This is a genomic window from Rhodanobacter sp. FW104-R8, assembly GCF_001617365.1.
Lineage (GTDB): Bacteria > Pseudomonadota > Gammaproteobacteria > Xanthomonadales > Rhodanobacteraceae > Rhodanobacter.
In genome coordinates this window covers 1-12,474 of record NZ_LVJR01000015.1, presented here as the reverse complement: position 1 = coordinate 12,474, position 12,474 = coordinate 1, and the positions used below count along the sequence as shown (strand labels likewise).

Below are 12,474 nucleotides of genomic sequence, written 5' to 3'. Positions count from 1 at the left end.
TCACTTCTTCTTCGGCATGTACAGGTCGGTGATCGTGCCTTCGTACACTTCCGCCGCCATGCCGATCGATTCGCTGAGCGTGGGATGCGGGTGGATGGTGAGGCCGATGTCGGCCGCCTCGCTGCCCATCTCGATCGCCAGTGCGATCTCGGAGATCAGGTCGCCCGCATGCACGCCGACGATGCCGCCGCCGACGATGCGATGGGTTGCCTCGTCGAAGACCAGCTTGGTGAAGCCTTCGGTGCGGTCGATGCCGATCGCGCGTCCGCTGGCGGCCCACGGGAACTTGCCCACGCCGACCTTCAGGCCCTTCTCCTTCGCCTCGCGCTCGGTCACGCCGACCCAGGCGATTTCCGGATCGGTGTAGGCGACCGACGGAATCACCCGCGCGTCGAAGTGGCTCTTCATGCCGGCCACCACTTCCGCGGCGACCTTCGCCTCGTGGGTGGCCTTGTGCGCCAGCATCGGCTGGCCGACCAGGTCGCCGATGGCGAAGATGTGCGGCACGTTGGTGCGCATCTGCGAGTCGACGTTGATGAAGCCGCGCTCGGTGACGGCCACGCCGGCCTTGTCCGCGCCGATCTTGCCGCCGTTCGGCGAGCGCCCCACCGACACCAGCACGCGGTCGAACAGCGTGGTCGCGGGGATGCTGTCGCCTTCGTAGCCGACCTCGATGCCCTTCTTGGTGGCCTTCGCCTCGACCACCTTGGTCTTCAGGTGCACGCCCTTGAGCCGGCTGCCCAGGCGCTTGGCCAGCGGCCGGATCAGGTCGGCGTCGGCGCCGGGAATGAGCTGGTCCATGAACTCGACCACGGTCACTTCGCTGCCCAGCGCGGCATACACGGTGGCCATTTCGAGACCGATGATGCCGCCGCCGACGACCAGCAGTTGCTTCGGCACGTCCTTCATTTCCAGCGCGCCGGTGGAGTCCATGATGCGCTCGTCGTCCCACGGGAACGCCGGCAGCTTCACCGACTGCGAGCCGGCGGCGATGATCGCGTACTCGAAGCGGACCAGCTTCGCGCCGTCCTTCGTCTGGACTTCCAGCTCGTTGGGCGACACGAACGTGCCGATGCCCTCGAGCGTGCGCACCTTGCGCTGCTTTGCCATCGAGACGAGGCCGCCGGTGAGCTGGCCGACCACCTTGCCCTTGAAGCTGCGCAGCTTGTCGATGTCGATTTTCGGCGCACCGAAGCTGACGCCGTGCGCGGCCATCGCGGCGGCCTCGTCGATCACCGCCGCGGCGTGCAGCAGCGCCTTGGACGGGATGCAGCCCACGTTGAGGCAGACGCCGCCGAGGCTGGCGTAGCGCTCCACCAGCACAGTGTCGACGCCGAGGTCGGCGGCGCGGAACGCGGCGGTGTAGCCGCCGGGACCGGAGCCGAGCACGACCAGCTTGCATTCGATGTCGGCCTTGCGGCCGGAGGCACCCGCGGCCTGCGGTGCCGGCGCACTCCCTCCCCTGCTGGCAGGGGAGGGTTGGGGAGGGGTAGCCGCCGGTGCAGCCTGCTTGGGCGCCTCGGCTTTCGGCGCCGCGGCATCGCCAGCCACTTCCAGCACGGCGATCACCGCCCCCTCGGACACCTCATCGCCCACCTTGAGCTTAAGTTCCTTGATCACGCCGGCGGCGCTGGAGGGAATCTCCATGGTCGCCTTGTCCGACTCCAGCGTGATCAGGCTCTGCTCCTTCGCCACCGTGTCGCCGGCTTTCACCAGCACTTCGATCACCGGCACGTTGTCGTGGCCGCCGATGTCGGGAACCTTGATCTCGATCGTGTTCGCCATCGTCATCGCCTCCGGTCAGAGCAGCAGCCGGCGGATGTCGCCGAGCTGGTTGGCGAGGAAGCTGGCGAAGCGCGCGGCGAGCGCGCCGTCGATCACCCGGTGGTCGTACGACAGCGACAGCGGCAGGACCAGCCGCGGCGCGAATTCCTTGCCGTTCCACAGCGGCTTCATCACCGACTTGGAAACGCCGAGGATGGCGACTTCCGGCGCGTTGACGATCGGCGTGAAGTAGGTGCCGCCGATGCCGCCGAGCGAGCTGATCGAGAAGCAGCCGCCGGACATCTCGGCCGGGCCGAGCTTCTTGTCGCGCGCCTTCTTCGAGATCTCGGCGAGGTCGCGCGCCAGGTCGAGCAGGCCCTTCTTGTCGCAGTCGCGGATCACCGGCACCACCAGGCCGTCGGGCGTGTCCACCGCGATGCCGATGTGGAAGTACTTCTTCAGGATCAGCTTCTCGCCCGACTCGTCGAGCGAGGCGTTGAACTGCGGGAACGCCTTCAGCGCGGCCACGACCGCCTTGATCTGGAACACCAGCGGGCTGATCTTCAGCTCCTTGTTCTCGGCGCCGAGCTGCTTGCGGAACGCCTCCATCTCGGTGATGTCGGCGTCCTCGTGCTGGGTGACGTGCGGGATCATCGCCCAGTTGCGCGCCAGGTTCGCGCCCGAGATCTTCTGGATACGCGACAGCGGCTTTTCCTCGATCTCGCCGAACTTGGCGAAGTCGACCTTCGGCCACGGCAGCAGGTTCAGGCCGCCCACCGAGGCAACGGCGCCGGCCACCGGGCGCGCGCCGGAAGCGAGCGCGTGCTTGACGTAGGCGCTGACGTCCTCGCGCTGGATGCGGCCGCCGCGGCCGCTGCCCTTCACCTGCTGGATGTCCACGCCCAGCTCGCGCGCGAACGCGCGGATCGCCGGGCTCGCGTACGGCGCGTCGCCGGGCATCACGATGCTGGCGTCGAGCGGCCGGCGCGTGCTCGGCGGCAGATCGCCCTCGGGCACGTTGCCGGGCTGCACGCCTTGGCCGGCGATCGGCGTGGGTTTCGGCTCGGCAGGGGCGGGAGCTGGTGGCTTCACCGCTTCGGACGCACCCTCACCCCTGCCCTCGGCAATTGCTCCCTGCATTGCTCTACCTCCCGCATCCTTGCGGTCGTCTCCCGCGGCGGGAGAGGGGGACGTGGAGACGGCTGCACCATCGGCTTCGATGACGGCGATCACCGCGCCCTCGGAGACCTCATCGCCCACCTTCAGCTTCACTTCCTTCACCGTGCCGGCGAACGGCGAAGGCACTTCCATAGTCGCCTTGTCCGATTCCAGCGTGATCAGGCTCTGCTCCTTCTCCACCCGGTCGCCGGCCTTGACCAGCACTTCGATGACGGGAACGTCCGCGTGGCCGATATCGGGGACGCGGGCTTCTTTGAGGTCGGCCATGGTGACTCCTGCTGGCGATGGCGTACCGCTCGGGGATGGCGGCCGCATACAAGACCTCAATCATAGCGAAGGCGGGCCGGTTTCGTATGCCCGGATCGGGCTTTCCGGAAGGCCGAGCGGCTACCATGCGCATGCGTATGCATGACCTTGAGCGCACGCAAACCGGGGATTCGTCCCGTACCCTGAAAGCCGATGAACCGGCCGCGCGGACGGCCCAGGAAGGAAGCCATGCTGACGATTCGCGACCTGTCGAAAACCTACGCCAACGGCGTGCGGGCGCTGCGCGGCGTATCGCTGGACATTCCCAGCGGCATGTTCGGCCTGCTCGGCCCGAACGGCGCCGGCAAGTCGTCGCTGATGCGCACGATCGCCACGCTGCAGGACCCGGACGAAGGCACGATCCGGCTGGACGGGATGGATCTGCTCGCCGACAAGCAGGCCACCCGCCGCCTGCTCGGCTACCTGCCGCAGGAGTTCGGCGTGTACCCGAAGGTCTCGGCCGAGGCGATGCTGGAGCACTTCGCCGTGCTCAAGGGCGTCACCGTCAAGGCCGAGCGGCGCGAGCTGGTGGAATCGCTGCTGCGCCAGGTGAACCTGTGGGACGTGCGCAAGCGCAAGCTCGGCACCTATTCCGGCGGCATGCGCCAGCGCTTCGGCATCGCGCAGGCGCTGATCGGCGACCCGCGCCTGGTGATCGTCGACGAACCCACGGCGGGGCTCGATCCGGAGGAGCGCAACCGCTTCCTCAACCTGCTGGCCGAGATCGGCGAGCGGGTGGTGGTGATCCTGTCCACGCATATCGTGGAAGACGTCACCGACCTGTGCTCGCACATGGCGATCATCGGCCAGGGCCAGGTGCTGCTCAGCGGCGAACCGGCCGAGGCGATCCGCTCGCTGGATGGCCGCGTGTGGCGGCGCACGGTCGACAAGGCCGAGCTGGACGGCTACCGCGCCCGCATGAACATCCTCTCCACCCGCCTCGCCGGCGGCCGCACCCTGCTGCACGTGCTGGCCGATGCACTGCCGGAAGAAGGCTTTGAGCCCGTCGCGCCCGACCTGGAAGACGTCTACTTCGGCCGCCTGCGCGCGCAGGCCGTCGCCCGCGCCGCCTGAGCGCACCCGATACCCCGCCGTAGGAGCCCGCTCGCGGGCGATGCCGTTGCCTTGACGCCTCGATGAAAGATCAGAGCAACAGCATCGCCCGCGAGCGGGCTCCTACGGCAGCCAGACAGGGATCATTGATGTTCTCGCAGTCGACATTCTTCGAAATCCTCCGTTTCGAACTGCGCCAGCAGCTGAAGGCGCCGCTGTTCTGGATCATCGCGGCGGTATTCGGCGCGCTGGCCTTCGCGCTGGCCAGCACCGACGCGGTGGTCGTCGGCGGCGCCAGCGGCAACGTGCTGCGCAACGCGCCGCTGGTGATCGCGCGGCTGCTCGGCGTGCTCACCGTGCTCAGCATCTTCCTGGTGACGGTGTTCGTGGCCGGCGCAGCGCTGCGCGATTTCGACCACCGCACCGCGGAGCTGTTCTTCACCACGCCGATGAGCCGCGGCGCCTACCTCGGCGGTCGTTTCGCCGCCGGCTATCTCGCCGCGCTGGCGGTCATGCTGGCCTGCGCGCTGGGCCTCGCCGTCGGCGGCCTGATGCCGTGGATCGACGCGACGCGGCTGGGGCCGGCGAGCTGGCATGGCTACGCATGGGCGTTCGGCGTGATGGTGGTGCCGGACATGCTGTTCATCGCCGCGCTGCTGTTCCTGCTCGCCACCACCACGCGTTCGCTGCTGGCCACCTACATCGGCCTGATCGCCTACTTCGTGCTGAACTCCGTCGTCGGCCTGCTGACCCGCGACGTCAACAATCATTTCGTCGCCGCCATGCTCGACCCGTTCGGCGGCCGCACCCTGGCCCTGGTCACGCGCTACTGGTCGGCCGACCAGGCCAACCACGACCTGCCCGCGCTGAACGGCGTGCTGCTGTTCAACCGGGTGCTGTGGAGTGCGGTCGGCGTGGCCATGCTGGGCGTCGCCATGGCGCTGTTCCGCCCGAATCGCGAAGGCCTGCAGCTGCCGCGACGCAGGAAGCGGGCCGAGCCGCCGCTGCTGCGCCCGCAAGCCGGCGCCGCCACGCCGACCTTGCCGAAGGTGCGCCTGGCCGACGACCTGCGCGCGCACCTGCTGCAGCTGCGCACGCAGGTCGTGTTCGACACCCTAGGGGTACTGCGCGGGGTGCCGTTCCTGGTCATGCTGGCGCTCGGGCTGTTCAACCTGATCTTCGCGCTCGCGCTGTCCAGCCAGATCTACGGCACCGCCACCTGGCCGGTGACGCACCAGGTCCTGGAGAACGTGCGCGGCGGCTTCCAGTGGCTGCTGTACATCATCATCACGTTCTACGCCGGCGAGCTGGTGTGGCGCGAACGAAGCCAACGCTCGGCCGAGGTCAGCGACGCGTTCCCGGTACCGGACTGGGTGCCGCTGACCGCCAAGCTGGGCGCCTTGCTGGCGGTGATCGCCACGTTCCTGCTGATTGGCGCGGTCGTGGGCATCGGCTGGCAGCTGGGCCATGGCTATACGCACCTGGAACCCGGGCTGTACCTGGCCACGCTGGCATTGAATGCGATGCCGTTCGCGCTGCTGGCGGTGCTGGCGCTGTTCCTGCAGGTGCTGTCGAACAACAAGTTCCTCGGCTACCTGCTGACCATCGTGTGGTTCGTCTGCCAGATTGGCTTCGGCCTGCTGCACTGGGAGCAGAACCTGTACAACTACGGCAATGCCCCCGCCACGCCGTATTCGGACATGAACGGTTTCGGGCATTTCCTCGAGGCTGCGCTGTGGTTCGACTTCTACTGGGCCAGCTGCGCCGTGGCGCTGCTGGTGCTGGCGGCGCTGTTCTGGGTGCGCGGCACCGAGCAGTCGTGGCGCGGGCGCCTGCGCGAGGCGCGCGCACGGCTGCACGCGCCGGCGAAGGCGGTGCTGGCCGCGGCGCTGCTTGCGTTCGTCGGCAGCGGCGCGTGGATCTACTACAACACCAACGTGCTGAACCACTTCCGGAACAGCACCTCGAAGACGATCCAGCGCGCCGACTACGAGAAGAAATACGCGAAGTACAAGAATCTGCCGCAGCCGCGCATCACCGCAGTGAAGGCTGATGTCGACATCTTCCCGTACCGGCGCCGGCTGGATATCCGCGGCCACTACACGCTGGTCAACCAGCACGACGCCCCGATCAGCGAGCTCCACGTGAACTTCAACGACGAGTTCGCCGTGAAGTCGCTCGCCTTCGCGCCGCACGACACGATCAGCGCGGACAGGGATCTCGGCTACACCATCTACCGGCTGAAGGCGCCGCTGGCGCCGGGCGCGTCGATGGACTTCGCATTCACGCTGGAATACGCACCGAAGGGTTTAACCAACAGCCCGGAAGGCCAGTTCCTCGTCCACAACGGCACCTTCTTCAACAACAGCGTGATGCCGCAGTTCGGTTACCAGACCCAGGCGCAGCTCACCGACCGCAACGACCGTCGCAAGTACGGGCTTTCCGCCGCGGTGCCGCGGATGCCGAAGCTGGGCGACGAGAAGGCGCGCGCGAACACCTACATCAGCAACGACGCGGACTGGGTCAGCTTCGATACCACCGTGTCCACCGCCGCCGACCAGATCGCGGTGGCGCCGGGTTATCTGCAGAAGGAATGGACCGCCAACGGCCGGCGCTATTTCCACTACACCATGACCCAGGACGGCAAGAACCAGCCGATGCTGCCGTTCTTCTCGTACCTGTCGGCGCGCTACGCGGTGAAGCACGAGCACTGGAAGGGCGTGGACATCGCGGTGTACTACAACCCGGCGCACGCGTGGAACGTGGACCGGATGATCCAGGGCGCGAAGGATGCGCTGGACTATTACGACGCCAACTTCACGCCCTACCAGTTCAAGCAACTGCGCATCCTGGAATTTCCGAACTACGCCAGCTTCGCGCAGTCGTTCGCCAACACCATCCCGTACTCGGAGTCGATCGGCTTCATCGCCGACCTGCGCGACAAGAGCAAGATCGACTATGTCTACTACGTCACCGCCCACGAAGTGGCGCACCAGTGGTGGGCGCACCGGGTGATCGGCGCGAACATGCAGGGCTCGACCATGCTCAGCGAATCGCTGGCGCAGTACTCGGCGCTGATGGTGATGAAGCACAAGTACGGCGCCGACCAGATGCACAAGTTCCTGAAATACGAACTGGACGGCTACCTGGCCGGCCGCGCCACCGAGAAGCTGGCCGAGGAGCCGCTGGCAAAGGTGGAGAACCAGCAGTACATCCACTACAGGAAGGGCTCGCTGGTGTTCTACGCGCTGCAGGACTACATCGGCGAAGGCACGCTGAACGCGGTGCTGAAGCAGTTCCTGCTCGACAAGGGTTTCCAGCCGCCGCCCTACACCACCTCGCAGGAATTCATGGACGCGCTGGCGGAAGCCGTCGATCCGAAATGGCAGGGGCTGCTGGATGACTTTTTCTGGAAGATCACCCTGTTCGACAACCGCCTCACCGACGCCACTGCGAAAAAACTACCGGATGGCAAGTACGAGGTGACCCTGAAGGTGCACGCCGGCAAGGTCTACGTCGACGGCACCGGCAGGGAAACCGCGGCGAAGCCGGACATCCCGATCGAGGTCGGCGTGTTCGCTGCCTCGCCCGGCGACGGCAGGGACGGCAGGCCGCTGTACCTGGAGAAGCGCCTGCTGCCCGACGGCGACAGCACGCTCACCGTCACCGTGGATGGCAAGCCCGCATTGGCCGGCATCGACCCTTACAACGAACTGATCGACAAGGTGTCCAGCGACAACCGCTGCGCGGTGACCGTGCCGTAGGCTCAGTCGGCCTTCGGCGCGCCCCGCACCAGGGTGACTTCCTGCGGCCCCACCGGGACGCTGATCCGGCGCGCGTCGATCTGCCGCTTGATCGCGTGCAGCAGGTCGGTCTGCGTGCTCCAGTTGTCGGCGCTGCGGGTCCAGCCGCGCAGCACCAGGTTCACCGTTTGCACAGCCAGGCTCTCGATCCACACGCCGGGGGCCGGCTCTTTCAGGACACGCGGGTCCGCGACCATCAGCTGCGTGATCGTCGCCATCACCCGGTCCGTGTCGTCGCGGTAGGCGATGCCGAGCTTCACTTCGAAGCGCCGCGTGCCCAGGCGGTTGTAGTTGACGATGACATCGCCGCCGATCTTCGCGTTCGGCAGGATCGCCTCGCGGTTGTCCGGCAGGACCAGCTGGGTGTGCATCAGGTTGATGGCGTGCACGGTGCCTTCGCTGCCGCCGGCGCTCACGTAGTCGCCGACCCGGAACGGCCGGAACACCACCAGCAGCACGCCCCATGCCAGGTTGCTGAGCGAACCCTGCAGGGCCAGGCCGATCGCCAGCCCGGCGGTGCCGAGCGCGGCGACCATCGGCGCCGACGGCACGCCCAGCACGCCCAGCGCGGTCACCAGCAGCAGGGCGACCAGCACGCCATAGGTGAGGTTGCGCAGGAAGCCGCTGAGCGTGGAATCGAAACTGGCGCGGCCCAGCGCGCGCTGCACGACATTGGCGAGCCGGCGCGCCACCCACATGCCGACCAGCAGCACCAGCAGGGCGCCGAGCAGGCGCAGACCGATCTGCACCGCCTGGTCGGTATAGGCGGACATCGCACGGGTCGCTGCCGGCGCGACGGAAACATCGAACATGGCTTGCCTTCCGCAAAAAAACCGGAGGCCAGCCTAGCAGGAGAGCCGCGCCGACAGCGCCGGTGCCGGCGGCCGGCGCCGCCACGAACGGCTAGAGCCGGCGGTCCTCGATCTCGCTGACCCGGCCGTCGACCATCGTCACCACGGTGACATGGCCGTCCCGGCGGTAGCGCCACTGTTCGCCGCCCTGCTTGTCGTCGACTACCCGGACCCCGCCGCCGCGGCGGCTGCCGTGGCTGCGCGACTTGCGCGCGTGCGATTTCGACGAGGGCTTGCCCAGCAGCTCGACCACCCGTTCGCGGCTGTCGCCGGCGCTGAGCACCTGGTTGCCGATGCGCAAGGTGCTGGAGGCGTGCACGGCGGCACTGAACGCGAACAACGCAATGACGAGACGAATGCGCATGACCTGCTCCCTGGTCTGATTGGAATGGCCTGATTGGAATGGCCTGGTTGGAATCGCGGGATCCGCCGACCGCCCCCGCGCCTCAGAAACCGGTGCCCGCCTGCGCCAGGTAGTGCACTTCTTCCGGTGTTCCGGGGCGACCGAGTGCGGCGTTGCGATGAGGAAAGCGGCCGAAGCGCGCGATCACCTCGCCATGGCGCCGAGCATAGTCCAGGAAATCCTCGAACCGCAGGCGCTGTTCCGCCGGCACGTCGGCACGCAGCGCTTCGAACAATGCCACCGAGCGCTGCTGCAATGCCCGGTCCTCCGCGTGTTCCAGCGGCAGGTAGGCGAATACGCGCCGCAGGGGCGGCAGTTGCCGGTCGTCGCCGCGGGCCAGGCCCGACAACGCGACGCGCTGCGCCCTGACGTCCTGTGTCCATGCGCGCGCATCGCCGCGATACAGGTTGCGCGGGCACTGGTCGAGTAGGATCAGCAGGGCCAGCCAGCCGGCCGGCGTGGCCGCCCAGTCGTCCAGCCGGCCGGCCGCGGCGGCTTCCACCGCGGCGCCGAAGCGCGTGCGGATCCGCGCGTCGAACGCGGCATCGGCGGCGAACCAGTGGGCCTGGTTCGCTTCGTCGAACCAGAAATCGAGAACGTCCTGCGCGGTAGCGGGCATCGTCGCTCCGGTCAGTAGCGGGCGGTGCCGGCCAGGCTGTGCATGTCCAGGTGGATGCCGAGCAGGCGCGGCAGCTGCCGCCGCAGGACCAGCGCCAGCGCCGGCGGGGCGATGGCGATGGCGATGGCGCGCTCGAAACGGTGCAGCAGGCCGCTTTCGCCATGGGCCAGCACGCGCAACCAAGCCTGGTCGCGGCGGCCGGCGCTGTGCACCAGCCATCCGGCCAGGTGCCGGTGCGCGACGCCGCACCAGCTGCCGCGCACGCAGGCCCGGCCGCCGCCGGCGCGCGACTGCGCCTGCAGGTCGGCGATCAGCAGGTCCAGCGTCCGCACGTTGTCGTTCAGCACCATGCGCAGGCCCGGCTCGCACGCCTTCGCGGCATGCCGGTACAGCTGGCGCAGATCGATGCTGCGCCGGGTCAGGGCATGGCAGGTGGATGCTTGCAGGTGCCGCGGCATGGCCGCCTCCGGGCGGTGGGTGGCTCGACGGCGGCCATCCTCGTCCCTGCCCACTTAGCGGGAGATTAACCCGACGCGCTTCGCCACCGGCCAGTCAGCCGCGAGTGGGCCGGCCATGCTTCGCGCGGCTCACGGCTGGATCTGCAGCAGGTCCAGCGGTCGTCCGTTGCTGCCGCGCACGCCCTGTTGCAACGACGCCAGTTGCCGGATCGACGGACACAGCGCCTCGATCTGCGGACGCAGCGCCTGCAGGCGGGCCTGCACGCGCGGCTGCAGCCCGGTGGCCAGCGCGGCGGCACGGTCGCGCAGGCCGGCCGCCGCCTGCAGGTCGCCCGCCAGCGCCGCGCTGACCGCCTGCTGGCCGAGGTCGCCCGCGAGCAGCGGCAGCAGATCGCCGGCGACCTGGTTCATCAGCTGGTTGGCGGCGTCGCCCTGCCAGTCGCGCGTGCTCTGGCTGACCGAAATGCGGCGCTTCAGCTCGCTCGCGTGCGCCGCCAGCCGGCGCTCGAACTCGGCGCGGGTGGCGGCATCCAGCTGCATGCCGTCGGCCTCGGCGCGCAGCGCCTGCACCGCCATGTCCACGCCGTTGCGCGCCACCGTGCGCACCCGCGGCGCCAGCGCGCGCAGCTCGCGCTCGAACAGCACCAGGCGGTCCTCGTTCTCCGCATTCTGGGGTACCACGGCACCGTCGGTGCGCAGCACCCCGTGCTGTAGCTCGACATGGAACGGCGCCGGCGTGGCCCGGTCGAACAGCAGGCTGTCGGGTTTCAGGGTGACGTCGTAGCTGCTGCTGGCGTGGCAGGTCGCCGCCAGGTCCTGCGCATGCAGCGAGGCGGCGGCGAAAGGCAGGACGAGCAGCAAGAGCAATCGTGGCAGGCGCATGGATGGCTTCCGGATGGGCTCCTCCAGCGATAGCCGACGCCGACGCAACCGCCGCTGAACTGGCCGCTCAACGGCGGCGCGGGTGGAACTGCGCGCGCACCGCCGGCCGCCCCAATTGCCAGGCCAGCCACAGCAGCAGCGGCAGCGCGGCCCCCTTGAGCGCGAGACCGACTTGCCAGGTGCGTTCGGCCCGCGCGATCATCCACAGCGCCACCTCGCCCAGTTGCGGTTGCGCCTGCGCATGTTGGCGCGCGATGTCGAAATCGCCGGTGTGCTGCAGCATCAGCACGCCGGTGACCAGCGTCCACACCGCCAGCAGCAGGGCCAGCACCCGCATCGTCGGCCGCGCCCATGCCTGGCGCAGGATGCAGCCGGCGCACGCGGCGATCACCGCCAGCGCGGCCGCCAGGTAGGCGTATTCGGCGTGCTGCAGGTACTGCACGAACCCCATCGCGGCGAACAGCAACAGGATCCACACGGCGCTCGTCCACGCCGAAAAGCGCCTCGCCAACGCGGGGCCGGTACGCATCGCCAGCGACATCAGCGGGCCGCCTTCAGGCCGGTCAGGTCGCCCAGCACCTGGGCCGAGTTCTTCTCCGGATCGACGTCCACGTAGACCTTCGCGACCTTGCCCTGCGGGTCGACCAGGAAGGTGGTGCGCCTGGCGTAGTGCATGCCCAGGTGCGAGGACAGCACGCCGTAGGCGGTGGCCACGCTGCGATCCGCATCGGACAGCAGCGGGAACGGCACGTGGTATTTCGCGGCGAACTCGGCATGCGACTTCACGTCGTCGAGGCTCACCCCGACCACCTCGGCGCCAGCCTTGCGCAGCTTCGCGATGTCGTCGCGGAAGGTGCATACCTCGGTGGTGCAGCCGGGAGTGAAATCCTTCGGGTAGAAGTACAGCACCAGCCAGTGGCCGTGGAAATCGGCCGGCGTGCGCCAGTGGCCGTTCTGGTCCTGCAAACGGAACGCCGGGGCGGCATCGCCGGCCTGCGGCGCGGCGGCGGACGCCGGGGCGACGAAGGCGCAGAGCAGGCCCAACACGAGCAGGCGGGAAAAAAGATGACGCATGGCGGTGGCGACTCCAGTTCGGGAAGGAAAACCGGGGGGGGGCAGCCGCCACAGTCTACGCGTCGCGGCGGGGGGGGGGGGC

The 12,474-nt window shown here is 68.5% G+C and carries 11 protein-coding genes; 2 read left to right on the top strand and 9 right to left on the bottom strand.

The window, feature by feature from the left end; translation table 11 throughout:
- Entirely contained in the window at positions 1–1,785 is a 1,785-nt protein-coding gene (gene lpdA / locus RHOFW104R8_RS03500) for a dihydrolipoyl dehydrogenase (protein ID WP_068092669.1), read from the bottom strand.
- A 15-nt stretch (positions 1,786–1,800) separates the two neighbouring features.
- Positions 1,801–3,258, bottom strand: coding sequence for a dihydrolipoyllysine-residue acetyltransferase (gene aceF, locus RHOFW104R8_RS03495; protein ID WP_082823505.1), 1,458 nt, complete (start codon positions 3,256–3,258; stop codon positions 1,801–1,803).
- Positions 3,259–3,438: 180 nt separating this feature from the next.
- On the opposite strand from aceF, the gene RHOFW104R8_RS03490 reads away from it, so the two are divergent.
- Together RHOFW104R8_RS03490 and RHOFW104R8_RS03485 are read left to right on the top strand one after the other, a co-directional pair.
- Positions 3,439–4,323 carry an ABC transporter ATP-binding protein gene (locus tag RHOFW104R8_RS03490; protein WP_068092367.1) on the top strand — a complete coding sequence of 295 codons (885 nt, stop codon included), beginning with the start codon at positions 3,439–3,441 and terminating at the stop codon, positions 4,321–4,323.
- A gap of 128 nt (positions 4,324–4,451) precedes the next feature.
- Positions 4,452–8,066, top strand: a complete 3,615-nt coding sequence (locus RHOFW104R8_RS03485; protein ID WP_068092363.1) for a M1 family aminopeptidase — start codon at positions 4,452–4,454, stop codon at positions 8,064–8,066.
- 2 nt (positions 8,067–8,068) lie between these two features.
- Here RHOFW104R8_RS03485 and RHOFW104R8_RS03480 read toward each other — a convergent pair whose 3' ends face one another.
- The 7 genes from RHOFW104R8_RS03480 to RHOFW104R8_RS03450 all read right to left on the bottom strand — a co-directional run bounded on the left by RHOFW104R8_RS03480 (position 8,069) and on the right by RHOFW104R8_RS03450 (position 12,392).
- Positions 8,069–8,917, bottom strand: a complete 849-nt coding sequence (locus RHOFW104R8_RS03480; RefSeq protein WP_068092362.1) for a mechanosensitive ion channel family protein — start codon at positions 8,915–8,917, stop codon at positions 8,069–8,071.
- 91 nt (positions 8,918–9,008) lie between these two features.
- Positions 9,009–9,320 carry a DUF2845 domain-containing protein gene (locus tag RHOFW104R8_RS03475; protein WP_068092358.1) on the bottom strand — a complete coding sequence of 104 codons (312 nt, stop codon included), beginning with the start codon at positions 9,318–9,320 and terminating at the stop codon, positions 9,009–9,011.
- A gap of 82 nt (positions 9,321–9,402) precedes the next feature.
- Positions 9,403–9,978, bottom strand: coding sequence for a DUF924 family protein (locus tag RHOFW104R8_RS03470; RefSeq protein WP_068092357.1), 576 nt, complete (start codon positions 9,976–9,978; stop codon positions 9,403–9,405).
- 11 nt (positions 9,979–9,989) lie between these two features.
- Positions 9,990–10,436 (bottom strand): hypothetical protein, encoded by a 447-nt coding sequence (locus RHOFW104R8_RS03465; RefSeq protein WP_068092354.1) that lies wholly within the window; start codon positions 10,434–10,436, stop codon positions 9,990–9,992.
- Positions 10,437–10,565: 129 nt separating this feature from the next.
- The gene (locus tag RHOFW104R8_RS03460) at positions 10,566–11,318 is read right to left on the bottom strand and encodes a DUF2884 family protein (RefSeq protein WP_068092347.1); all 753 of its coding nucleotides are present in this window, start codon (positions 11,316–11,318) and stop codon (positions 10,566–10,568) included.
- Between the two features lie 67 nt (positions 11,319–11,385).
- Complete coding sequence (locus RHOFW104R8_RS03455; RefSeq protein ID WP_235604447.1) at positions 11,386–11,796, bottom strand: hypothetical protein; 411 nt, start codon at positions 11,794–11,796, stop codon at positions 11,386–11,388.
- A gap of 62 nt (positions 11,797–11,858) precedes the next feature.
- The gene (locus RHOFW104R8_RS03450; RefSeq protein WP_068092342.1) at positions 11,859–12,392 is read right to left on the bottom strand and encodes a peroxiredoxin; all 534 of its coding nucleotides are present in this window, start codon (positions 12,390–12,392) and stop codon (positions 11,859–11,861) included.
- Positions 12,393–12,474: the final 82 nt, after the last annotated feature.